General features: G+C 50.3%; 13 protein-coding genes. 3 read left to right on the plus strand and 10 right to left on the minus strand.

The annotated features are described in order from the left end of the window. Positions 1-94 precede the first annotated feature (94 nt). Positions 95-892, minus strand: a complete 798-nt coding sequence (locus tag MKJ04_RS15585; protein WP_241642579.1) for an HNH endonuclease — start codon at positions 890-892, stop codon at positions 95-97. A gap of 259 nt (positions 893-1,151) precedes the next feature. Next, positions 1,152-4,574, minus strand: coding sequence for a COR domain-containing protein (locus MKJ04_RS15590; protein WP_241642580.1), 3,423 nt, complete (start codon positions 4,572-4,574; stop codon positions 1,152-1,154). 472 nt (positions 4,575-5,046) lie between these two features. On the opposite strand from MKJ04_RS15590, the gene MKJ04_RS15595 reads away from it, so the two are divergent. Next, a complete protein-coding gene (locus tag MKJ04_RS15595) occupies positions 5,047-6,306 on the plus strand; it encodes an ectonucleotide pyrophosphatase/phosphodiesterase (RefSeq protein WP_241642581.1) in 1,260 nt (419 codons plus the stop codon). A gap of 27 nt (positions 6,307-6,333) precedes the next feature. Here MKJ04_RS15595 and MKJ04_RS15600 read toward each other — a convergent pair whose 3' ends face one another. The 3 genes from MKJ04_RS15600 to MKJ04_RS15610 form a co-directional block, all read right to left on the minus strand. Beyond that, the gene (locus tag MKJ04_RS15600; protein WP_241642582.1) at positions 6,334-6,936 is read right to left on the minus strand and encodes an outer membrane beta-barrel protein; all 603 of its coding nucleotides are present in this window, start codon (positions 6,934-6,936) and stop codon (positions 6,334-6,336) included. A 185-nt stretch (positions 6,937-7,121) separates the two neighbouring features. After that, the gene (locus tag MKJ04_RS15605; protein ID WP_241642583.1) at positions 7,122-8,510 is read right to left on the minus strand and encodes an MBL fold metallo-hydrolase RNA specificity domain-containing protein; all 1,389 of its coding nucleotides are present in this window, start codon (positions 8,508-8,510) and stop codon (positions 7,122-7,124) included. A gap of 155 nt (positions 8,511-8,665) precedes the next feature. Further along, positions 8,666-9,640, minus strand: coding sequence for an N-acetylmuramoyl-L-alanine amidase (locus MKJ04_RS15610; RefSeq protein WP_241642584.1), 975 nt, complete (start codon positions 9,638-9,640; stop codon positions 8,666-8,668). A 653-nt stretch (positions 9,641-10,293) separates the two neighbouring features. Between MKJ04_RS15610 and MKJ04_RS15615 the strand changes: the two genes are divergently transcribed. Beyond that, complete coding sequence (locus MKJ04_RS15615; protein ID WP_241642585.1) at positions 10,294-11,499, plus strand: GAF domain-containing sensor histidine kinase; 1,206 nt, start codon at positions 10,294-10,296, stop codon at positions 11,497-11,499. A 100-nt stretch (positions 11,500-11,599) separates the two neighbouring features. Here MKJ04_RS15615 and MKJ04_RS15620 read toward each other — a convergent pair whose 3' ends face one another. Next, positions 11,600-12,676 carry an FUSC family protein gene (locus MKJ04_RS15620; RefSeq protein ID WP_241642586.1) on the minus strand — a complete coding sequence of 359 codons (1,077 nt, stop codon included), beginning with the start codon at positions 12,674-12,676 and terminating at the stop codon, positions 11,600-11,602. A 748-nt stretch (positions 12,677-13,424) separates the two neighbouring features. On the opposite strand from MKJ04_RS15620, the gene MKJ04_RS15625 reads away from it, so the two are divergent. Then, positions 13,425-14,699, plus strand: coding sequence for a S8 family peptidase (locus tag MKJ04_RS15625; RefSeq protein WP_241642587.1), 1,275 nt, complete (start codon positions 13,425-13,427; stop codon positions 14,697-14,699). Between the two features lie 74 nt (positions 14,700-14,773). Here MKJ04_RS15625 and MKJ04_RS15630 read toward each other — a convergent pair whose 3' ends face one another. The 4 genes from MKJ04_RS15630 to MKJ04_RS15645 all read right to left on the minus strand — a co-directional run bounded on the left by MKJ04_RS15630 (position 14,774) and on the right by MKJ04_RS15645 (position 24,658). Continuing rightward, complete coding sequence (locus MKJ04_RS15630; RefSeq protein ID WP_241642588.1) at positions 14,774-17,680, minus strand: PD-(D/E)XK nuclease family protein; 2,907 nt, start codon at positions 17,678-17,680, stop codon at positions 14,774-14,776. Between the two features lie 350 nt (positions 17,681-18,030). Next, on the minus strand, positions 18,031-20,262 hold the full coding sequence (locus MKJ04_RS15635) for an ATP-binding protein (RefSeq protein ID WP_241642589.1): 2,232 nt from the start codon (positions 20,260-20,262) through the stop codon (positions 18,031-18,033). A 230-nt stretch (positions 20,263-20,492) separates the two neighbouring features. Continuing rightward, positions 20,493-23,894 (minus strand): UvrD-helicase domain-containing protein, encoded by a 3,402-nt coding sequence (locus MKJ04_RS15640; protein WP_241642590.1) that lies wholly within the window; start codon positions 23,892-23,894, stop codon positions 20,493-20,495. Positions 23,895-24,121: 227 nt separating this feature from the next. Next, positions 24,122-24,658, minus strand: a complete 537-nt coding sequence (locus MKJ04_RS15645; protein ID WP_241642591.1) for a hypothetical protein — start codon at positions 24,656-24,658, stop codon at positions 24,122-24,124. Positions 24,659-24,840: the final 182 nt, after the last annotated feature.

The following is a 24,840-nucleotide window of genomic DNA, read 5'->3' on the forward strand; positions in this document are numbered from 1 at the left end:
GTATACGAGACCCGTACGTACAGTGGTGTGTGAGGCGCACCCCGTCAGCTAAAGCTGGCGGGGCCGTCTACACGATTAGCGCATCGTGCTTTTTTTATTCTTCAAATCCTTCTCTATGTCTTGTGACATAAATCTTCTTGGGTCTGTGTTTTTTGTCAATTGGCAAAGTGATTTTTTTGCCGTGAAGAGAAGTCGTCAATAAGCTGTCATACTTGGAATACACCCCTTCTTTTTCGTCTTGGTCGTCATAGTTGATGGTATAATCATCATTGATAGTCAACCAGCGGTCGTCAAATAATCTATGGTGAGTTGCACAAAGCAAAATCCCGTTTCTTACATCAAGCCTTTCTTTCTTTGTTGCTTTTGACCAAGGGACAATATGCGATGCTTGCAATCCGATTTCAAAGCTGAATCCACAAAAAGCGCATTTAAAATCATAAGCTCTCAAAAGTGCTTTTCTAAATATCGGTTGGGCAGTTCCTCTTACCTTTATTTTAGAGTAGGTGTCTTTGGCATTGTCAGGATTTTCTAAGAGTTCATTAATTATTTCATTTTCTGTCAAACCACCTTTAGCAAAACTGAATGGGTTGTCAAGATTGTTCCAGTTATAATTACAAACCTGTTTTAGTCCATCTTCTATGTTGTCAACGTCCCAAGCGATAAAGCCTTCTCCAGGTAGTCCGCTTTGGTTGACTACTAAAATTGTCAAAGGAGGTAGCTGATTTTGTAAGCAATAATCTTGAATGTGTCCGAGTACAAAACGAATAGGCCTGTGGTGTATTCCAATTTGTCTGCCGAGTTCTCCGTACCTTATTAGTCCATTGTCTTTGGCAACTCGTGTCAGTACGTCCCAGCCTATTGCTGCTCTCTCATGTTGATTTATGTCACTCATTGTCTTTTTTTTAGCATGTATGCCAACGTTTTGCAGCTTGGCGAAGTGGCGGATTTAGAAGCAATTAGTTTCAATTTAGCACTAATGTTTATATGAAAACTGAATGTTAAATTTAGCACTCAACCCGCCATTTTTCCAAGCTACTGTTACCTGCAGGCGTTCTTGAACATCTTATTAGTTTGCCATTGATATTTTGAGAAAATTACAGTATTCAAGTGTTTTCAAGAATATTATATTATGTACATAATTTTTAATATTTCTATTTTGAATTAAAATCTATTTTCCCCTCAACTTGCCGTTCATATATTTCTTGTAATTCTCTTGATATTATATCAATCTTACCAGGGTCTAAATCTTTTTCAATCATTGTACGAACACATACTGTTATCGTATTCCAAGCAAGCTTTTCATTGTTAAAATCACTAATAGGCTTTGCCTGAAATGGCAAAGCTGAAAACCTCTGTAGATTATAGGGGTCTTTTCTTCCCCATTGATAATGCTCCAAAATAATTGGTATTATTTTTATTGAATTATCTTTGTCGTACCTATCGATTGTTGTTTTTATTTCTTTTTCTATGATATAAGGAGTTGAATAAAAATACTCACTTACCATAAAGAAAATTATATCAGCTTCATCAAACTTATATTTAATCTTCAAGTCCCATTCATCAGCAGGATTCAAAGCTGTACAATACCAAGGTTGCTCAATTAGTTCCAAATCAACTAATGGGTTTAAGTATCTAATTAGTGTGTGGACACGAACAAGGTCTTTTTTTGAATAGGATATAACAACCTTTTTCCTTTTTATTCCATTAGAAAAAAACATCTTGTAATCTTTTAGTTTAAACTCTTTTTTAACTGGCACAATTAAATCTTTATCCATTGAAATACGGCTTTCTGTAAAAATCATTCTACCAACTTTTGCATTGTTATGTAAAACTTCTAAAGAAACGTAGTCCTTTCCGTTTAGTGTTACCATCTCTTCAATATCATAATCCGTATTGATAACTTTTATAAAATCGATTATATCTTTGACAAACTTGGTTTCAGAAACATTGTTAATTTGAACAACATCAATAAAAGCGTTACCTTCTGAATCGCCAATGTTAAATTGAACCATAACAATTTCACTAGATGCAGAATCTTTAATTACTAAACCATTCTTCCAGTAATAATATAAACCCTTGTCCGAGCTTGAGGTTTCCTTAATTACTAGTTTACCATACTCTTGAAAAAAGGAGAGTATAACATTTTTGTGTATGAATCCACTATATAAAAATCTTCTATAAGGTATTTTTTTAGCATCTATAAAAAGTTCAACTGCTTTGATTGGTCGTGTTGGAAGATAAAGAGGAGCAATAAAAACGTTTGACTCGGGATGTTCAAAAATAATTTTGAATTCAATCATTAATTGAATTATGCTATCTACTTCCTCATTGCTACAGTTTCTAGGTAATGTACTTTTGATATGATTTCTGTCAAATTCACCATTCTTTTTTGTAAGACCTTCTAGAATTTTATAAATTTGGTCGATTACCCACTTCTTGTTTATATATATTTTATCACCATTTTTAGAGTTTGGATAGTACAATATTATGCCAATCTGTTTTAAGTATTCTGCTAAAAAGATTGTTTGCTCAATATCAATATTCTCAGATAAGAAGCTATTACAATATTTATTGAACTCTTTAATTGAAAGAATGGGTTTACTATCGTAAATTTTAATATTGTTTTTTACGATACGATAATAGTCGGGCAATTTTGAACCAATGATTTCCGCTTTATTGAGCAACTCGGTTATCAAAGAATCAAGATGATTTAGGTTTCTCTTAGGCTTTAAGGAAATATTTTCGAACTCAAAAATAAATGGGTAGTTCAGGAAAATTTCACGGTTGTTGAGATGCATAATCTCATCTGTACTATTTACCTTATTTTGAATTAGTAGAGCAAGGCTATTGAATTTATCTACTTTTTCTATTTCGAAATCAAAATTTTCCGTTTTCTTTTCTTTTGTGAAGTGCTTAATTGATTCAAGCCAGTATTTAATAGGGTAATCTTGAGTTTTAACTTCTACAATTTCTTTTTTGCTATTTTTTTGGCTTACTATTCTGTAATTTAAGTTGTTTGTCTCCTTGTCCCATAAAAGTAAATAAACGGTATTCTTACTAAAAAACAGATGATGGGTGTCGTGAAAATAATCGTGACCACCGAAATCAAATAAATTGATATTGCATTTATCTTTAATCTTTTCGATTTTGTATTTGCTCTTTAGTTGTTTTTCCTCTAGCCAATGAGTAGCGGGATGTTCTTTATCAAGCTCTATTTCATTATTTAGATATTTAGCTAAAGTAGTTTTGCCTACTTCACTATTTCCTACTAAAATCAGTTTAACATCTTTATTTATAAATGAACCGCCCTTGGATATATCATTAAAATAACTTATTACAGCCTCTTTACTGATATTTACAATCTCCATTGGAGGTTGCTCCAATGGATTTTTTGCAACATTTATTGTATTCTGCTCCCATTTTGAATTGGTAACATTAATTCTTACAAATTGACTTTGGATAGGTGCAAGACTTTTTATTTTATTTCCGTGCAAGTCAATTGATTTGGCAACAAGCAAAAACTTTACAAATGAAACTGAAGTCAATTGATTGTTGCTTAGATATATCTCTTCCAATGAAATGCAGTTACTGCGGATATTTACATTAGTAATTTCATTATTATTAAGGTGTAAAATTCTTAATTTTTTGAGTTTAGATAATGTTGGAACGTTTCTAATCTTGTTGTTACTAATATTTAAGTACTCTAAGTTTGATAAACTTAAAACTGGACTTAAATCATAAATTCGCCATCTGTTCCACCAAGATTTGCCATCATTCCAATCACCACCAGCAATTAAATGTTTTAGGTTTTTAAGTTTACTTAAATTAGTATGTAAGTCACCCAAGGAATTTTTATCCAGTTGATTTTTGCTAGTTATTTTATGCCATTTGATATTTCTAAAAGCTGCCCATTCATTACTTAATATAAGTTTTTCGATATGAGTATTTTCGAAAAGTTCTTCAATCTCGTAGAGACTAGTAAGAGAACAGTTTCCTAAATCTAATTCGGGATTTTTGGTGAGTAAATTTTCCTTAATAATGATTCTTGCGTAGTTGAGTCTGTCAGTATATCTGTTGATAATAATGTTTCTCAATAAATAATTGAAATCATCTAGTTTGTCATTTTGCAAATTATAATCGAGCACTTCTCTTACAAATGGATATTTTTCTTTCAGAGATTTTATATCAATTTTATTTACTTCCCTTTCCTTACTTTTGTTGAAGAATAAAATTACAATACAATTGCTTGGTATTTTGGCTAGGTATTCATTCCATATTCTATCATAATTGTTTTCACCGTCATTGAATATTGAGCGCACCATTACAATTACTACCGAATTATCTAAGTAACCTTTTTCATACTCTTTACTAACTCTTTGGTCAAAAGATGCTCTTTCTTTTATCTCTACATCAATAATTTGATTTTCGTATTTGATTTGCCAATCTGTTTTTTCAAATCCTATCGGTCTTGTCTTATAAATACTCTCACCACCAACAATCTTATTTACAAGTACTGTTTTGCCTGTGGCATTTAAGCCAACAACATAAAGATTACATTTTATTGTTTCTTTCATACTGTTACTATTTAATTGGCAAGTGAATTAATTAACACTTGTGAAAGTTGTTTCTTAAAGATTTTTGATTTGTGTGTATGTCTATTTTTTTTCAAAATGTTTTTATAAAGTGTTATCGTTTTCCTATCGTTCTCTACGCTTGCAGGTAACTATCTCAAAAGCGCAAACATACGGTTATCTGCACTATGTACGAAAGTGGTTTTACCTTTTCTTCCGCTGTCTTGCAGTAGTTGCTTAGGCTAAAATCAGTTTTGCGTATATCCACATTTTTCCTATTAAGGTAGAAAGGTTTTGTGTAGGCACCTAATCAAAATAATTTTACATGTTTCTCCTAAATGGCTACCCATAAAATAAAAAAAACCGGAGTTACCCGGTTTTTTCGCAGCCCTTGGTTTAGCCCTGGCGAAGTTATGCACTCTTTAAATTCCCGATACGCCTGTTGTCAATCATTTCTGGCAACTACCTTTGCGGTATGAAGAAGTGCCTCCTCTTTTTATACCTTCTGTTAAGTGCGGCCTCGGTGTCTGCGCAGCCAGATACCACCCAGCAGGTAATCAGCGGCCGGCAAAACAGCCCCAGGCAGCAGCAAAAGCCCTACGTGATCCTGATCTCAGCCGACGGTTTCCGGTACGACTACGCCGACAAGTATAACGCCACAACTCTGAAAACGCTTCGGGCGCAAGGCGTGGAGGCGGAGTCGATGCTCCCGTCCTTCCCGTCCAAAACCTTTCCGAACCATTATACCATCGTGACGGGGATGTACCCAGCCACGCACGGGCTTATCAACAACTATTTTTATGACCCGAACCGGAAAGAATCCTATACCCTCCGCGACAGGGACAAGGTGGAGGATGGCAGCTGGTATGGCGGCGTGCCGCTGTGGGTGCTGGCAGAACAGCAGCAGATGCTCACGGCCAGCTATTTCTGGGTCGGCTCCGAGGCACCTATCCAGGGGGTATGGCCAACCTATTATTACAAGTACAATGAGAAAACCGCATTTGAGGATCGGGTAAAAACAGTCGTGAGCTGGCTTAAATTGCCGGAGGAGAAGCGCCCGCACCTCATCACGCTATACCTCTCTGAGGTAGACTATGCGGGCCACGTGTTTGGCCCCAACGCACCGGAAACAGCGGCGGCCGTGCATGTGCTCGACGAGAACATCCGGAAGCTGACGGAGGCGGTAGCGGCCACAGGATTGCCTGTGAACTACATCTTCGTGTCGGACCATGGCATGACCGAGATTGACCGTGACCATACCTTACCCTTGCCAGTCGCCGTGGATACTGCCAAATTTATTGTTTCGGGAGGGGAGATGGTGGTGGAGCTACACGCCAAGAACAAGCGCGACATCAGGCCCACTTACCGCAGACTGAAAAAAGAAGCGGACGGCTACAGGGTATACCGCAAACGGAACATGCCCCGACACCTGCATTACGGCGCGAAAGAAGACGCTTATAAACGCCTCGGCGACATCCTGTTGCTAACTGAGGTGCCCACGGTCTTTAACTTCAGCGGCCGCAGGCCTTCCCCGGCCACCCATGGCTTCGACCCGTGTACTGTGAAAGACATGCACGCCACGTTCTACGCCTGGGGACCATCTTTCAAAAAAGGTATCCGCATCCCGTCTTTCCGGAACACGGAGGTATACCCGCTGGTGGCAGAACTGCTTGGCTTGCGGTATACCCACAAAATCGACGGCACAAAAAAACTGGTGAAGGAAGTTTTGCCTTAGCAGTATATGGCTGGCAGTATGCAGGGGCTAACGATTGTTCCGACCTGGCAGGTATATTTGCAACCCAATACCCAGGTTCAGCCCCGAGCTCCCGTTTCCGACGCTGATATCGGCGTTTGTGCTGGTATACCCCAGTATACCCTCAATCGCCACGTTATCGGACACGAAGTGCGCATACCCTGCCCGTATACCCAACACAGAGGACAAACTGGCATCGTCCTCGCTGTCCTCGAGAGAGCTCCCGGCGAAGCCCGCCAAAACCTCTGCAAACCAACGGTGCGTGGGGGCGGCCCCCTCCGGGAAATAATAGCGGGCAAAGGGCGTCAGGCCATAGCGAAATTCCTCACCGCCGTCATATATAGACAAGCCCAGCTGCACTTCAGCCCCAATGGCCGCATTGACGCTGAGGAAATAGCCTGCCCTTGGGTTGATGTCTATGCCAAAGTTGTTTGACTCGAAGTTGTAGCCGATGTTGCCGATGTTTGCCCCGACAAGCCAGTTGCCTTCCCGCACCGCCTCATCGGCTACGGCTGCCGTGGTTTGCGGTCTCGGAAGATCCTGCAGATCCTGGGCGGCGGCACTAAAAACAACTACAAAAAGGAAGATGGAGAGGGATAAAAGTGTTTTCATACGGATAGCTTTGTGGTTGGAGGTTCAAAAACAGGAAACTAGCCTTTACAGGTCAAGCCACTTGTAAATATTCCTAATTAACGCTAAATCAGTGTGTTAGTTATTTCTAAAGATTTGCCCGTGCAGGAATAATCTCAACAGGTATAAATTAGGGTATGGCACCGGCATGTGTTGCGTCGGGACAATCAGAGGGTATAGACCTGATTTCTTTCGGGGGTGGCGACGGGATACTGGAAGGTTTCCTCGATCAGCTCCTTTAACACCTGCATGGCAGTTTCCTCGCCGTGGTTTAAGAAGACCTGCTGCGGAGGCTGCTTGAACCGGCCCAGCCACCACAGCAGGTCGGCCTGGTCGCCGTGCGCCGATAGTACACTGATCTGGCGCACCTCGGCCCGGACTTCATAGCTGTCTCCGTCGATCTCCAATGCCGGGGCGCCATCCAGCAACAGCTGGCCGCGCGTGCCAGGCGCCTGGTAGCCCACCAACAGCACGGTGTTGTCCGGATTGCCGAGCAGGTGCTTGAGGTAGTAAAGCGAGCGCCCACCCGTCACCATACCGCTTCCGGCAATGATAATCTTTGTCCTGGGCCCGTCCGGCGACAGCACCAGCTGCGTTTCCTCGAAGCTTTGTACCAGGTGTATGTCCTGCGTCAGGCCACTGGTTTCTGCCTCCGTCATGTTATGCCAGCCGCGGTGTTTCTGGAAAAGCCCCGTGACTTCGGCAGCCATCGGGGAGTCGAGGTATATCGGCAGCGCAGGGATGCTTTTTTCCTGGATGAGGTTGTTGAGGATCAGGATGATCTCCTGCGCCCGCTCTACGGCAAAACTGGGTATAATCAGGGTACCTCCCTTCGCAAACGCGCTGTTGACCACATCCTGCAGTGCCTGGTACGGCGAGGTGGTAGTATCATGCAGCCTGTCGCCATACGTGGCCTCCATAATGATGTAGTCGGCCTCCGGAAGCGGGGCAGGGGTATCCAAAATCAGCGGAGCCCGTTGGCCCAGGTCCCCGGAAAAGATAAAGCGCTTGCCTGCCGCTTCCAACTCCACGGAAACCGCACCCAGAATGTGGCCACTCCGATGAAACCTGAACCGCAGCTCTTCGGCAACGGACACCCACTCCCTGTCATCGAAGGTTTTGAAGAGCTTCATGGTCCGGGTGACGTGCTTTTCGTTATAAAGCGGCTTGTAGCGCTTGCTGCGGTTGCCCCGTCGCCTGTTTTTCTGCAGCGCCTCTTCCTCCTGTATATGGGCGCTGTCATAGAGAATCACTTCTGTGATGTCGCGGGTGGGTGGGGTGGCATAGATGGGGCCATGGAATCCTTTTTTGACGAGGGCCGGTAGGAAGCCGGTATGGTCAAGGTGCCCGTGCGTGAGGATGATCGCATTGAGGCTGGCGGGGTTCAGGGGGAATTCCCTGAGCTTGTTCAGCTTTTGCTCCGGCTTGCCGCCCTGAAACAGGCCGCAGTCGATCAGGATTTTATGCCTTTCGGTTTGCACGAGTGTCTTTGAGCCCGTGACTGTGCGCGCCGCACCTAAAAACTGAAGCTGCACGGGGGAGATTTCTTGCATCATGATGGGGTGGCTTGAGCATGCCAGCACAGCAAACAGCAAAGCCAGCTGCGCTGATACTGTACACTTTACGTACGAGAACAGGCATCCGGAAGGTATAAAGTAGGTATAAACTAGAGCGCGTCAGTGGGCCATGCTCGGCACAGGGATACTGCAGGCTACTTCGCGCGGTAGTCGGCCAGCACGCCCTCCGCAATCCAGTTGGCCAGCGCCTGCCTGTTGTTGGCGATCACGAAGCGGCGCTGATCCAGGTCGTTGCGGATGTTGCCCAGCTCGATAAACACGGTGGGGGGATGGCTGTACTTGATCACGTACAGGCTGCTGCGCTGCGACACGTTGCCCGAGTAGTCGCGGTCGGGCTGGTGGCGGCTGTACTTGGATGTGAAGGTCTGGTGAATAGTGGATGCCAGTTTCTCCCCCAGAGCGCTGTTTTCGTGGTGATAAAAGAATACATCGATGTTCTGGCTCTTGCTTCGGCTGTCTACATGGATGGACAGCATGCGCTGGTAGGCGCCTTTGTGACTGGCGTATAGCTTGTTAATCGCGGCGGTGCGCTGGCGGAGGCGCTCTTTCTGGTTCAGGGATATCCGGTCGGAGGGGTAGTTCACCTCGTCGCGGTCCATCTGCAGGATCGCATCGTCCCGTATGCCGTCGTTTTTGTCCTGGATGATCATGTATACGGTGGCCCCATGCTGCATGAGCCTGCGCGCCAGCCGGATCGTCACGTCATAGGCATACTCATCTTCGGCCAGCAGATGCGGCCCATACTTCCCGACAGCGCCCGGGTCGGGGCCTCCGTGGCCGGAGACCAGGTAATAAACCGTTCCTTTCAGTCGCTGGTCCTGTACCTCCACGCGGGCATACTTCTCCCCGAAGAGGGGCACATTTGTGGTGCTGCCGGGCACGAACTTAAGCACGGCGGCTTCTGCCTTGGCCTCCGCGCTATTGGCTCCACTGTTACCGGCCAGCGTGGCTGCATCGATGGGCAGCAGATAGGTACGGCCGGAGTACAGGCTGTTGTCCTTGCCCAGGTTGTCTTTGTTCAGCTCTACGAAGGGGCCGAAGTGCAGGGTCGGGTCCAGGCCGTGCCGCCGTAACAAAAGGTAAACGCCATCGCCCACTTTGGCTTTCACCTGCGGGTATGAAACAACCTGTGCCGCCGCCTGTGAAAAAAAGCTAAGTAAAAATAATAGAAGAATAATGATCCTCACAACATCAATGATTTAACACGAAACAAACCGTACCCCGGCCATAGTACAAAAAATAATCTTAAGAAAAAAAGCCGGGTGCGCATGCAAAATGCTGCATTGCGGCCCGTCAGGTAAACTGGCTGCGCGAAAATAGGTTGTCCTGGTTGCGTATTTTTGAGGTAGCCCGGACACCACCTTCCAAGCCTATGGTTTCGGAAAACACCCAGATTAAATCCGAAAGGACAGGATAGTATACGGCATAGGCTTTTGTTTCAAGGAGTTAGCATAATCAGGCGCCAAGTCCCTGGAATGCCCGATGAATTTACAGGGAACAGCATACCCCTGCGCAAAAGTTTTTTTCTGTACAGTAGTCTGTCGCCCTGTGCGGGTATAAACATAGGCACAAATCTACAACGATAAAATATTCAAGCGATAGAATATACTATTTATTCCAAAAGAGAAACGCCTGAGAAAGGGAAGTGGCGGTGCATGAGCTGTAAAGTTGCCTTAGAATTGTATTTTTTTCTTGAAAATAATTGCTTATTTTTAGATTATGGCGCTGAACGTGGCCCCTGAACATCAAACTACCCTGAACCTTGGACAACCTGGATATCGCCGCTGTCGGTAAGCCGTCAAACATTATTCCACTAAACGATAAAGAGCGTCTTGCAGCCCTGTTTCGGTACGAGCTGCTGGATACTCCCCCTGAGCCGTTTTTTGAAAGAATCACCCGTATGGCCTCCAGGCTGCTCATGGCTCCCAGCGCCTTCGTGTCGTTGGTAGACGAGAAGCGGGTATGGTATAAATCAAACTACAGCTCTCTGCAGGTGCCCTGCGTCGACCGTGCCGACAGCCTCTGCTCACTCACGGTTATCAACGGGATGGATGTAACGGTGTTTGAAGACACGCATGAGGTGCCGGGGCTTCAGGACAGCATTTATGTGAGCGCTCCGGGCGGTATACGGTTTTATGCTGGGGCCCCGCTCATCACGCATGATAACTACAACATCGGGACAATCTGCGTGATCGCGCCCGAGCCACGCAGCATCACCGACGAAGACAAAGAGGTGCTGAAAGATCTGGCTGCCATGGTAGTGGATCAAATCGAGTTGCGTGCGCTCGCGCGCCGGGCCACCCGAAAGCATGACGAGTTGCACGTGAACCTGGAGCACAATATCGTGGCGCAGCTAAAGGCGCAAAGCGAACTGTTGGCAGATATGACCAAAGCTCCCGAACTGGCAGCGCAAGTCGGTCAGGCAATGGCCACCACAAACGCGATGCAGGAAAACCTGCAGGCACTACTGGCCTCCACCCTGCAGCAAGAAGAGGAAATGAGGCTGCACCAGAAAATGGTGGCGATATCTGAAATTGCCCGCGCCGTGACAGCCGAGTACCAGACGCTGGCAGAGGCGAAGAAGCAGGAGCTCTACTTCACGGTGGCCAGCCGCCGCGAGCTGTTCGTTGACCCAGATTTGATCATGGAGGCTTTGAGCATCCTGGTGAGCACGACTATCAAGTATACTCCGCCGGGCAATGCCATCGGCCTGGACATTTATGAAAGCGAGGGACTGTATAAAATTGAGGTCAGTTCCGATGCCTCGGAGCTGACGCGTCAGGACCTGCAAAAAATATTCTTCAGGTATGCCATGTTAAGTGCGCATGCAACAGGGGGCGAGAACTCTTCTGGGCTGGAGTTGCCGAAGGCAAAGCGCATTATAGAGCTCCACCGGGGAAGTATATGGGCAGAACACATCGGAAGAGAAAGCGGGAATAAGTTTGTGATCGCCTTCAAAGTGGAATAAGCACCGCCAAAATGGGGAAATTCTTGTCCGATCCTGAGATGCGGGTAGACAAGGCGGGTTTGCGCTACCTGTGCCTGCCTGTCTGTGGTTGAAACTGCTGCTACATACCTTCCCTGGTCGGGTTCTCACGTTCTGTTTCGCTGGTGATGCGGCTCAGGTCTGTCAGGATGCTGCCCACATCGCGCAGCGTCTCCGCCGAGTGAATGTTCTTAAAGTCCGTCAGGCACTGCGCTTGATCTTCCCGGGCCAACTGCACCTGCTTGCGCAATGCCGCCAGGTTGCGGTCCGAAGGGACCACGATGGCCTCCCCAAACACAGTGATGCCTTCTGCTGTTGCCGAAACTGCCTTTTGCAGCTGCGGTATGTTGGGGTACTCCTCCTGAAACACCGCGTTCAGCTGCAGGTCGGCCAGCCCCCGCCGAATGCCGCGAATCTGCACGGTAATGTGCTCGAGCTTATTGATACTGACGGCCAGCCGACTGAGCCGCGTCCGCTTATGCGTCAGAAAAGGGTTGTATTTCAGACTCTGCTCCGCCAGCTTCAGGGTAAGATGGCATTTGTCCATTACCCTGATCAGCGCGTTTACCTCCGTGCGCCCTGTTTTTCTGAACCTGCCATTGTTTTGCAACAGGGAGTTCAGGGCTTTCAGGGTGCTTGCCGCCTGTGCGCTGCTGGCAATAATGCTGCGCTCCACGTCCGGTATCGCGTTCTGTGGCACGATCAACGCATTGATGAGCACGGCAATCCCGGAGCCCAGGATCGTTTCCAGAATGCGCGCATAGGCATAGCCTTCCTCGTCCTGCCCAAAGGCCAGCACCAGAAACGAACTGACCGCCACCTGCGAGATAATCTGCGGGTTCATGCGAAGCGCCTGCGCGATGCCCATCCCCAGCAGGATAACCAGGAAAATAGAGAGCGAGCCAATCTGGAACCAATGCCCCAGGAGCATACTCAGCATCACCCCCCCGATAATGCCGATAATGCGCTGTGTCGCCTTGTCTACGGAGTCGGCAACGGTAACCTGCACCGTCAGGATGGCGGCCAGCGCTGCAAAGTAGGGGTAATCCGCGTGCAGCAGGTTCGTGGCTACAAACCAGGAGAGGGCCGCCGCCAGGGCGGTCTTGAATATCTGGAGCGTGAAGCCGAATCGGGCTAGTGTCTCTGTTTTATTTTTCAAACACTTCGTCTCTAGGTGGTATAAGCGCTGCAAAGTTACAGCTAACTTCATCATGTATTTGCCTTTTTCCCCCGGATTTAGCCGATGGAGAAGTGATTGATACTACTTGCACTGCAACGGGAGTGAGCGGGAGGATTAAATTCTCAATGCCTAACCTATCGTTCGCCCGGAAAGGGTGCGCGAAATTTGAGCCAACAAACATGTTGATTATTCAATGGTATGACCTGTGTCCGGAAAAATGTGCCTTTAACTCAAAAAGAATGCTTGCAACTAACTGTTTGGTTAATGCACCGTAATTTATTGCAATATATAAAGATTAAATAGGTGAATATATTTGATTCCCCCTCTTCATAACTAAAAGGAAAGCTAGGCCCCAGCTTTTGGCGGTGTACGATTTTTTTTGGTTTTGACTATTCTCCTGACTCACTAAAAAACTACAAAGCGCTCCTGCTTTGTATTGCGCCACATTATTTTCTGTCAAGTTATTATGAGAACTACTTCTTACAAAGGGACCGTCTGTGCCCTTATTATTTTGTTTTTTTCCTCTTTTGGGTGCTCCAAAACAGAGGAGGAAGTGCTCCCCCAGAACAGTTTGAGCCAAACTGTTGAAAATGCCGCTACAGCAGGCGATGCCAATGCCTCGATACGCTTGCTGTCCAACCGCTATATTGTTATTTCAGCTGCCAACACGCTCCCAACTGATCTCAAAAGCCAGATGAAATCAATGAATGCAAAACTCTTGGTCACTATGGGAGAAGTAGGACTCGCAACTGTGCACTCTACAGACCCGGATTTTATGGCCAAGGCATCAAAAATGAATGGCGTGAGTGCCGTGATGCACGATTTTAGGATCAAGTGGATAGACCCCAGCCAGGAGCGACAGCTTAAAATGAAGGCTGCGTATGGCAACCCACCCGCCAGCGGTGATGACGACTTCTTTTTCGATCTGCAGTGGGGGCATGATGCCATTGATGCTCCTGAGGCCTGGAATGCAGGCTATAGGGGAAAAGGTGCGCGGGTGGCTGTGCTGGACACTGGGTTTGATTTGTCGCACCCCGACCTTGCGCCAAACATCGATCTGGGGGCCGGTAAGAGCTTTGTGCCCGGAGAGCAACTGCAGTACGGCTATTCAGATCCCTTTAGTCATGGCACGTATACGGCGGGGCTTGTTGCCGCCGCCGACAACGGACTTGGCACGATTGGGGTAGCACCTGAGGCAAAACTGATTCTGGTAAAGGTACTCAGCGACAGTGGCTCCGGCGAATTCTCATGGCTGATGCAGGGAATTGTGCATGCAGTAAACCAGCATGCCGATGTGATCAACATGAGTCTCAGTGGCTACTTTCCGAAAAACGGAAAGTTCAGGGACGAAAACGGGAAGGTGGTGTATGACGACAAGGCATTTCAAAAACTTGTGGTGGCGATAAACAAGGTAACCAACTATGCCAATCAGCATGGGGCAACCCTGATAGCTGCCGCAGGCAACAGTTTTTTAAACAGTAGTAAAGACAAAAACTATGTGGTGATGCCCGCAGAAGCCCTGCACGTGATTGCTATAGCTGCAACTGCCCCAAGAGGATGGGCGTTGGCACCGTTTACTGCATTCCTGGACTATCCGGCATCCTATACCAATTACGGTGTCCCGTTAGTAGACCTGGCTGCACCAGGCGGCGACTTCATATATCCAGGGGATGAGTTCGTGACCATTGGTTTTGTGACCGCTCCTGCATGGCTTTTCGACTTAGTGCTCAGTACTGGCAACAACTTCTCTTGGTATTGGGCGGCAGGCACCAGCGCGTCAGCACCGTATGCGGCGGGGGTGGCAGCACTGGTTGTTGGCAAAAACGGAGGCAGTATGAAGCCCGCCCAGGTTGAATCCGCCCTGCGCATGGGGGCAGAGGACTTAGGAAAGCCGGGCCGAGATCCATACTACGGACACGGCAGGATAAACGCATACCAGGCATTGACCGGAAAAAAAGTGTCCCGATCCGCACCCAAGCCCAAAAGCATTGCACGAAAATAGGGCCATGGGCTTGTCAGGCTCTCGGCGCAAAACCGCATAGGGTTACATGGCAGATGGCGCTGTGATTTTAGTGCTTAGCGCGCGCAAATACCCCGATAGGCGCACCACTGGCACACGTCCAGGTCATTGGTTTTGCGGATGGGCTCCTGCGGGTCGAGCATGCGGCGCACAAAATCCGATAGCAGTGCCTCCGACACAGCCATGAAATCCCGGGGCGCGGCACTCTCTGCCGCTGTGAAATCGAACGCAGAGGTCATCACGCCGGCATCCAGGTTCCGGAAGGACAGGATGCCGGACTGGGGCTGGATGCGCCAGGGTTCCAGGTGCTGTGCATTCCGCAGGATGGTGTCCGGATGCTCGTTCAGGGTACGCTGCAGCACATACTGGTATAGCCACAGCTGGCGGGCTTTGTCATATTTTGTATCCGTGAGGAATTGCAGGTCTACTTCCTCGGGCTTCACGCGCAGTTGGGCGGGTTCCACCTTGCCTGTTTTATAGTCGATCACCCGGAGGTTGTGGTCAGTCAGGTCGATGCGGTCGGCTTTGCCCGCAATGCGCACGTGCAGCACCTCGTCGCCCACCTGCACAGGCAGCGTGGCCGACAGCGTTTCCTCGAGGCGCAGCACGTAAAGCGGCAACTCCGCTGAATGCAATAGGTTTTGCAGATATTTTTCGAGCACCTGCACCGCCACTTTGTACAACAGGTGATTCATGCCGCGGTCGGGTGTGGCCCCACGCGTTACCCGGCCAAACTCCGCCTTCACCTGCCCCGGAAGCTGCCGCAGCATCTCTTCCACGTTAGCAGCCAGTATCGGTTTGCCGGTTTGCTCAAATTCCCTGAAAAAATCCTCCAGCACCTGGTGCACAAGCGTGCCGAACTTATCCGCGCCGAGCTGTTCCTCCACTTCCTCTATCTCCCGCATTTTGGCGATGCGCGTAAAGTAGTACTGGAGCGAGCAGTTGATGTACATGTTGAGGTGCGAGGGGTATAAACCGCGCGTCAGCTCCTGCTTTAGTTGCTCCAGGGTCTCGGCGTCTTTTTCGATCACGATATCCTCGCTGTAGGCGCGCGTATGGTGCTGGGTTACGGCGGCGGTCATATCCCGGAAGGTGATGCGGGGGTTGCGCAGGGCGAGGTCGTTTTGCAGCTGCAGGATAAAGCGGCTTTTCTCTCCGGCCCCATACGTGTCGGAAGGCAGCACATAGAGCAGATTGACGCGCTTGGCCCGCTGCAGCAGGCGATAGAAGTTGTAGGCCGTGGCGCCTTCGGTTTCGGAGTACGTCGGCAGCCCAAACTCGCGCAGCACATCGTAGGGCATCAGCGACTCGTGGCGCTTGGGCGCAGGCAGCGTGTTCTCGTTCACCGACAGGATGATCAGGTTCTCGAAGTCCAGGGCGCGCGTCTCCAGCATACCCATGATCTGTAAATCAGCGATTGGCTCCCCGCTGAAGGGGAGGCGGGTAGAGCCGATCAGCTCGTAGAGGAACTTGCGGAAGCTGCGCACCGAGATCTTGTGCTCCCGGCAATCGAAGATCGTGTCCAGGCGCTTGACGAGGGTATAAAAAATGTAGAGGTACTCCGTCTCGATGGTGTTGTGGCCGTGACTGTATACCTCGCGCAGCAACTCAATCAGGTTATACAGGCTGGCGATGATGTCGTCGCAGTCGCGCCAGGTCTTAAAGAGCACCTCGAACAGCTTCTGCTGCTTGCCCAGCCGCAGCAGTTCCTGGGCAGAAACCAGCACGCGGTTTTCCTCCACAATCTTGTCCAGCACCTGCTGTATAATGCCATGGTAGTCAGCCTGCTCCGGCTGGTCGTTCAGGCTCAGCTCGTAGCGCCGGATAAACGGGTGCGTAAGCAGCTTCGTCACCGAGAGATGGTGGTACTGGTATACTTTGTACCCAGCCTCCTGCAACTGCGTGATGCCGGTGAGGTGCACTTCAAACAGCAGGTCAATGAGGTTGAAGAGGGGAGTGCCCTTAAAGCTCAAGCCCATCGTCACGTTGTAACTCGGGATGTGCTCGGGTATAGAGTGGAGCACCGGTAGCAGCAGGTTCTCGTCGGGCAGCACGATGGCTACCTGGGCGTGTGGGTCATTCTCCCGGATCTCCTGCAGCAGTTGCCCGGCCAGTTTGCCCTGCATGCTGGCGTTTGCCACCCCGATCACATTGATTTCCTTCTCGTCGGTCAGGAGCAGGTTTTGCTGCCAGCGCCACTCCGGAAGCTTCCAGTTGGCTTTGTAGCGCTGCAAAAACTGCCCGGCACGGTTCGGGGTGCCTTCCTCCATGTAAAAGTCATCGGAGTCGAAGAGCAGCTCTGCCTTGTCGTGCTTCAGCAGCGTCCTGATGATCTTTTCCTCGGAGGCGGTCAGGGCATTAAGCCCGATGAAGATGTACTGCGCACACTCGGTTTCCTGGGCGATGGTATCGATCGTGTCCGCCACTTTCCGGAAAGCCATACCGGTATAGGCCTGTTTATTGTCCTGCAGGCGCTGCTTCAGGCTATAGTATGTTTTCTCGACATTACTCCACAGGCTAAAGTACTTGCGCATGGTCGGGGACATGTCTTTGCCCAGAAACTTGGGGTCCCAGCGCTCCAGGGCCTTGGCCTCGCCCAGATACTCAAACAGCTTGCCGGTGTGCACCAGGTTTTGGTCTATGCGGCTGAAGTCGTCGAGCAGCGTGGCGGCCCAGGTAACGAACTGGTCAAAGTCCAGCAGCGGGTCCTGCTCCCGCATGAGGTCATACAGCTCCAGCTGCAGATTGATCGGCTCCAGCACATCCGTCTGCGCCATTTTCTGGATAAAGTCCTCCATCGCCGACACCTCCGGCGACCAGATAGGCTCGGGTGCCGCCTGCGCCAGCGCGTTTTTGAAAAAGAAACTGGCCCGGCGCGAAGGCAGCACAATGCACAGGTCGCTGATGTTCTCTTTGTACTTTTCGTAAACGTAACGGGCTGTAAGCTCTAAAAAAGTCTGCAAAGCTGTATAATTTGAAGGGATCGGGTGAATAGATTCTTTTGGGTAATACCAGCATCAAAAAACAGGACTCGGGAGGTATAACGTATCGCTTTAGCGCCTCCCCATGTATAGGTCACTTTCCCATATATACATAGGGCCCTACGGTAATGCGCCTGGGGCCTGTAATGTTTTTATCAGGTATATCGCTATCCGTCTAAAGATAAGCAATCAGGCAGTAGCTACCGCGTCAGGCGCTATTATTCTAAAGGGTATGGGTATAACAGATGCGTAGGACAGGTTAAAGTCGGTTGCCGCTCAAAGGAATAGCCAGACTGCAAACGGGAATGATTAATCCATATCAGATACGACGCTTATGAATCCTTTAGGCGGACCGTGAAAGTGGTTCCCTTGTTTGGCGCGCTCTCTACTTCTATATGCCCTCCCAGGGCTTCCAAGTGCATCTTAGTCAGGTAGAGGCCAAGCCCTTTTGAGTCGCGGTTCCGGTGAAAGGTGTTATAGAGCCCGAACACCCTGTTTCCCACCTTCTGCAGGTCCATGCCGAGGCCGTTGTCGCGAACAGCCAAACAGAACTGACCGCCTTCCCGCCAGGTGCTTATCCTAATATGCGGGGCCCTGTCGTCTGAACGGTATTTGAGCGCATTGGAGAGGAGGTTGTGCAGAATACTCTCAAAGTATACCTTAAAAGTCATGAGTTCATTTACCTGCAGATCAGTTTCTATCGTCGCCTGGCTAGTCAGGATGGAGGTATGCAGGTTTTGGAGCTGTTTGTCGATCAGCTGGCGCACCTGAAGCTTTGTCTGGGGCAGGTTTTGCTCAATGGCCATGCTCAGGATCGTGTTCAGGTCTTTCAGCGTGCCCGACATGTTCTGGATCATCTGGTGCATTTTCCCGATCACCACTGTGCCGGTCTCGTGGCTGGGGTCTTCCTTGTAGAGGTTGTACAAGCCCTGAATGTTGCTCATCGGGGAGCGTAGGTTATGGGTAATGATATGGGCAAAATCCTCCAGCCTGCTGTTCTTGGTCCGGAGCTCATCCGCCGAGGCTTCCAACTCGTGGTTCAGGTCCTTCAGCAGGTTGGCCTGGTTCCGGTAGAGGAGCCCGGAAATGTCTTTCAAAAGAATTTGGGCAATGTCTACATCGTTCAGCGACCACGGCAGCGATTTTCCCTTTATGATTTCCTCCCATTGGTTAAAAGACTGTCGGGGGTGCACCCGTAAGTCACTACTGGCGGCGGGCTTGTCAGGGTTGCCTGCCCAAACGCGCTTCTCCATGATTTCGGGCTTGAAAAACAGCACATACTCTTTATTGAAGGGTGAGATGGCCAGTGCCAGGAGCCCGCTGGCGGTATGGCTATAGGAAGCGGCGGCTGGCATGTGCCTGGAAAGCTCCCTGGTATGGAACACGCTTTCGGTGTTGTGCTGAGAGAGCCAGTCGATTATCTCCATCACGTTTTCCTGGTCCGGCGTCTGGCCCAACGAGGCGTACGTGTTGTTGTAATAGATGGCAACGCCCTGCCCCTCGGTAAGGTGAAGGACTTTCTCTTCCTGATTCAGCAGCCCGGCAAAGAGATCGCTACACGCGTCGACCTGCCGGATCAGCAGCGCCTCTTTCCGTTTCAGTGTCTCCAGCGTTTGCAGGTCGCGCCGCTCGCGGCTTGCCACCACCGCGTTAGAAAAAGCAAGCGCCGCCAGGTGGCATAGCAGCCGGCTCCAGTAGCTGGTGAAGCGTGGCTTGCCATGATGCCCCGCAACCAGCCCCCACAGCTTGTTGTTCACCATGATCGAAAACGAGAGGGTGGCGTGCACCCCCATGTTCTGCAGATACTCCAAGTGTAGCTCAGAGGGATTCCTCAGTTCAGACTGAAGGATACCCGAGGGACTGCCTGTGTTGGGGTTGAGGTATGGCACGATTTCCACGGAACCGGCAAGCACGTCGGGTATCTGCCGGATGTGCTTCTGCGTGAGAAGCGCCCTGGCGGGCTCCGGTATATCGGAGGCCGGGAAATGGTGGTGAAGGTAGGAGCGCACCTCAGCCACCTTTTTCTCTGCGATCACCTCCCCGTGCCAGTCCTGATCAAACACATACAGCATCACGCGGTCATAGTCCAGGATGCGCTGAACGAACGATACCAACAGGTCGGCCTGGCTGCTGAGGGACTGCAGCGCATTCAGTTCGGCCTGAAAGTGGCCGAACGCGAGGGAATGGTCCAGGCTCTGCTGCCCCGTGACCATCGTCAGCGGCTCGCACTCCAGCACCATGCTCTTGCCAGACGCGTGCAGAAAGCCAAAGAACTGTTTGCCATGAAACTGAAGCAGCTGTGGGCTGGCTTTCCGGGCGAGTGTCAGCTGATGCTCCAGGGCGGCGGCCTCATCCCCCTGGCACAACGCGGTGATGGGTTTGCCAAGCACTTCCTCGGTAAGAGCAGGCAGGTACTGGCCGATATTCTGGCTTGCCTGCTCCACCTGCAGCGTCTCCGGGTGGAAGATCAGGAGAAACCCGTGCGGCTGTATCCTGCCGATAAGGTGTATCGGCTCCGTGTCGCAGTTCGTGGTGTCAACGTGTAGCGTATTGTAGTTGGACATAGGTTAGATAATTTGGCAGCATTTTTTTAATTACTGGGCACCCCAGGCGGTCCGACGTTACGCGAATGCCGCCAAACTGATTGGTTTTATCGTGTCTCCTCTAAGCGCAAGCTATTTAGTATAGTCAATCGGGCACTGCGTATGCCTTTCAGAATCCTGTTCCTGTCTGGCGCCTGATACATACAGGATACGCTAGTGGTAAATTAGCCTATACTGGATGGAGAAACAGTTTATAGCGTAAGCCCCAACTGTGTCGCTTTCTTTCCGCCATAGTTCCAGGCCACGACTTCCTCGGTTTCAAAGTAATACAGGATGCATTTCACCCGCTGGTAGCCAAGCTGCCGGAACTTCACCGCATAGTGGTCAAGTCTGTAGCGATGGTCTGGCTGTGCGGGGGGTGTCTTGAATTCAAGCAGTACTACGGCTTCGCCGTCAAAAACGATTCGATCCGGCTTGTACAAGTAGGCGCGAGCGTCCAGCACCTCTTTTTCGTGCTCCACTATTACCTTGTTGGTGAAGTAGTAACGCAGTTTCGGGTGCAGGAGCACCCGCGAGAGGTTCGCCTTTAGCGCTGGCCGCTCACGGTCGCTGATGATGCCTTCGTATACCATCTGGCGCAGCACCTGGTCGAGCTCGGCGGCAAAGGCAATGCGCGACAGGGCATAATGAAGCTTGCGGGTCTGCTGCCGCTGGATGGCCTGCGTCTCAAAGTCGAACACGTTGTTGGCGTGCTGCTTTATCTTCAGGCGCTGCTCCCAGTCTGTGGCCGCGAGGTAATGCAGCGGATACGTATGGCTTTTCTCTACGGCGTTTTGCCTTGGCTGCGCCGTCCCGTTCGCCACCTGGTAGCACAGCCGCCCGGGCTCCCAGAGTTCCTGGTGCAGGAGGAAGCGGTAGAGCAGGTGGCTCACATTCCTGCCCACGCCGTCCAGTGCCCGCGCCGCCGTTCTCTCTTCCAGCAGGTCCTTCCCGTTGCCGATTAGGTAGAGGCGGTCTATCGGGCGCGTGACGGCCACGTACAGCATGTTCAGGTTTTCGATGAAAGTCTTCTCCACCTCAGCGCTGTACTGTCCGGCCAGTATGGTTTTCTCCAGTTTAGAACTTATGTTAACTGCGACGCTGCGCAGCTTGCCCGTCACAGACACTTCCTCGGGCAGTTGGCTCCACATCAGGGAGCGGTGCACGGGCTCCGTGCCCCAATCAGCGAAGGGTATGATCACGATCGGGTAGGCCAGCCCCTTGGACTTGTGTATGCTGGTGATCGTGATGGCGTTCCGGTCCTTGGGCGTATTGATACTCAGCTTGTCGCGCTGCACCTCCCAGTAATGCAGGAAGTTGTTGAGGTTGTTGCTGTGCTTCAGGCTATACTCCAGCACCAGGTCCAGGAACCGGAAGAGGTACTCGCTCTCGTTGTTCTTGTCCAGCAGGTTGAAGATCCGGATCAGTTTCTCGGTCAGCTCATACAGCGACAGGTTCCCTGTTTCGCGCTCCTGCACATCATACCCAAATGTGCGGAGCTGGTCAAAGAAAGCACGGCTGTCCGGCTCGTTGGCGATGGCGGCAACCGTCTGGGCCATGCCCACATCCGGTATGGCACCCAACGATACTTTGCAGATCAGGTAGAGCGCCTCAGATTTGGCCAGTGTGTCGTTTGGCCGGTTGAAGACGCGAAACAGCGCGATGATCAGGTTGATGACCTCGGCAAACTGCAGCGAAAGCGAATCCTGGGAAATGATGGCGAACCCACGCTCTTTCAGGAAGTTTGCGATAAGCTTGCTCTTCCTGTTTGTGCGGCAGAGCACGGCCATATCCTGCAACTGGTAGCCTTTGGCCAGGTTGTCCTGCACCAACTGCAGCACCATGTTCAGGGTGCTTTCGTCGTAGCTCAGCGTTTCGGGGCGGGTATAGCCGTCATAGAGGGCCTCGGTGCGTTGGCAACCCGAGAGGTCATACCTGTGGTTGGTGTCCTCGGGGTAGGTGAACATAATTTGCACATGGCCGCCGGTATTGCCCGAGCCTGCGGGCACCTGCTGCCTGAAGTTCTCGTCGTAGATTGCCCTGAACATGCCAAAGCCCTGATGCCCGTCGCTGATGAAGGTAAAAAGGGCGTTGTTGAAGTCTATGATCTCGGCGCGGCTCCTGTAATTCGTATTCAGGTCGTCCGGGGCGAGGGCCAGGTCCACAGATTGGTAGCGCTCCTCAAGGAGGGGGCCATGCCGCCGGTTTTGGTACAGATGATGGGTGGATTTCTTATAGAGGTGCAGAATCTGCTCCATCTCACCGCCACGCCAGCGGTAGATGGCTTGCTTCGCGTCGCCCACCACCATGCTGAAATGGCCAGCGGCCAGGGCATTGTCCACCAGGGGCAAGAGATTGTTCCACTGCAGCACCGAGGTATCCTGAAACTCATCGATCAGAATGTGGTTATACCGCTCGCCCAGCCGCTCATATATAAAGGGCACAGGCTCATGCAGCACGATGTCGATGATGCGCTTATTGAATTCCGAGATGTGGACAGTGTTTTTGTCGAGCTTGATCTCCTGCAGGCACTTCTCCAGCTCATTCAGCACCGAGAGTTTGTAGAGGTGCGGCACGATGGACTGGATCAGTGTAAAGGTCTCGGCATACTGCGCCTTTATACCCTCGAGTTGCTCGTAGAGGGCGGTCAACTCAGGCTTCACTTGGTCTATCTGCGCTTTGGTGGCGGCAGTGGCCTTGCCCGCATACCACTTGTCGTCCTCAATAGTCTGCCTGGCATAGTTGTTTCCGTAATTCAGGTCTACCGTCCGGGCAAACGTGTTGAAATAGCTGCAGATGCCGCGGGTGCTCTGAAAGAAGTCGGCAGGGGAGAGGCCAGCCTGCTGTATTGCTGCGAGAGCCTCGCGGGCTGTCTCCTGCACGGCAGCCTCCACGTCCTCCACCACCTGCCAAAGCTGCGTGCGCACCGTCTTAAAGTCCTCCAGACTCAGTTGCTGCAGGTCCGTCACGGCCTCATATACCTGCTCGTTCAGCAGGTTTTTGGCGAAGTCCATCAGGTCATCGGGGAGCATCGTCCAGCTTTTCCCTTCGCGGGCCTTTTCCAGGGCAAACTGCTCCAGCGTTTCAGAAAGGAGGTCGCCTTTGCGGTCGCTCACTTTATCAAGAAGCAGCGACACGGCGGTGCTTACCAGCGTGTTGGAGTCCAGGTCGACCTCAAAGTTGTGGGGTATGTGGAGTTCCCGCGTAAAAGCCTGCACAATCTTGTTGACGAAGCTGTCGATGGTGCTGACGGAGAAATCGCTGTAATTGTAAAGGATCTGGCGAAAAACCAGGGCTGCCCGGCGGCGGACTTCTGATGCGGTGAGATTTTCCTCAGGGTATTCTGCCTGCAAATCTGCGGTAACGCTTTCCAGCAGCAGATTGCTCTTTTCCTTTTCCCGATCCGGCAGGTCCGTGTCGTTGAAATTGCGCAAGGCCGCCAGTATGCGCTCCTTCATTTCGGCAGCGGCATCGTTGGTGAAGGTAATCGCCAGGATGGAGCGGTAATAGTCTGGGTTTGGCGTGTGCAACGCCAGCTTCAGGTACTCTTTCGTCAGGTGGTAGGTCTTCCCCGATCCGGCAGAAGAAGAGTATATCTTAAAGGTAGCAGGCATATAGAAATTCTATACCCTAAAGATACGCTATACAGAGGGTATTTGCTAACTCCTTTAGCTTAACTTTCTGGGTATACTCCGGTAAGGTATGGTGGCATCGCAGCACGGCGGCATGGGCTTGGTTAAGTTGCTCAGGCGCAACGCTGGCATGCTACTCCGTTTGGGATGCCCCGGAACGCCTGTGCGCATTGACACAAGTTGTTCCGGGGCGACCGGTGCGCGGCGGTTTAGCTGGCGTAGGCTAGCTGGCCCACAGGTTGAGCATTGTAGCCAGCAAAGTCTTTCACGCAAACATGGAACATGATGCGGGCCATGGAGAGCGAATAGTCTGTGATCAGGCACTGCTGCTGCTCAGCGCTGATAAGTGCCTTGCTGTTGCCAAGGTTAAACTTGCTGAGCTCAATTACCTCGTCGAAGTTCTGGCGCAGGGTTTTCAGGGCCTTAAACGAAGGCTCGTTATAGTAGGCCGGTATCACCTGGCACACCGCGTAACTGCCTTTGGCGCGCTCCTGCGTGATCATGCTGCACAGGGCCTCGATGTTCATCTTGTCGAGATCGGAGAGGATGACGTAAAACACGTTGCGTCGGTTTGCATTCACGGCGCGTGCCGGGGCGCTCCCTAACAGCATGTTGCGCTGTATCTTAGACCCATGTTGGAAAGTCTCCTCTTTCAGGATCTTGTTATGGATTTTGAACGCCAGGGCGCCTGAGGCAATCAAGTTAAAGTCTTTACCTTGAGCCGAGATTTTGGAGAAGTGTAACATAAGCTATGGGATTAAGGATTTTTATATCTTAAATTTTTAGGTCTTCAAACAAGTTTAAACGGGTATGGCAGCGCACAGGCGCCACCTAGTAACCGGGTATGCTATTCGATATTCTGCGAGAACTGCTTACTCGCTAACAGGGTATGGGGCTGAAAAATCTTTTCAATCTGTTCAATTCAGCA

It is taken from the genome of Pontibacter sp. E15-1 (assembly GCF_022601975.1).
GTDB lineage: Bacteria > Bacteroidota > Bacteroidia > Cytophagales > Hymenobacteraceae > Pontibacter.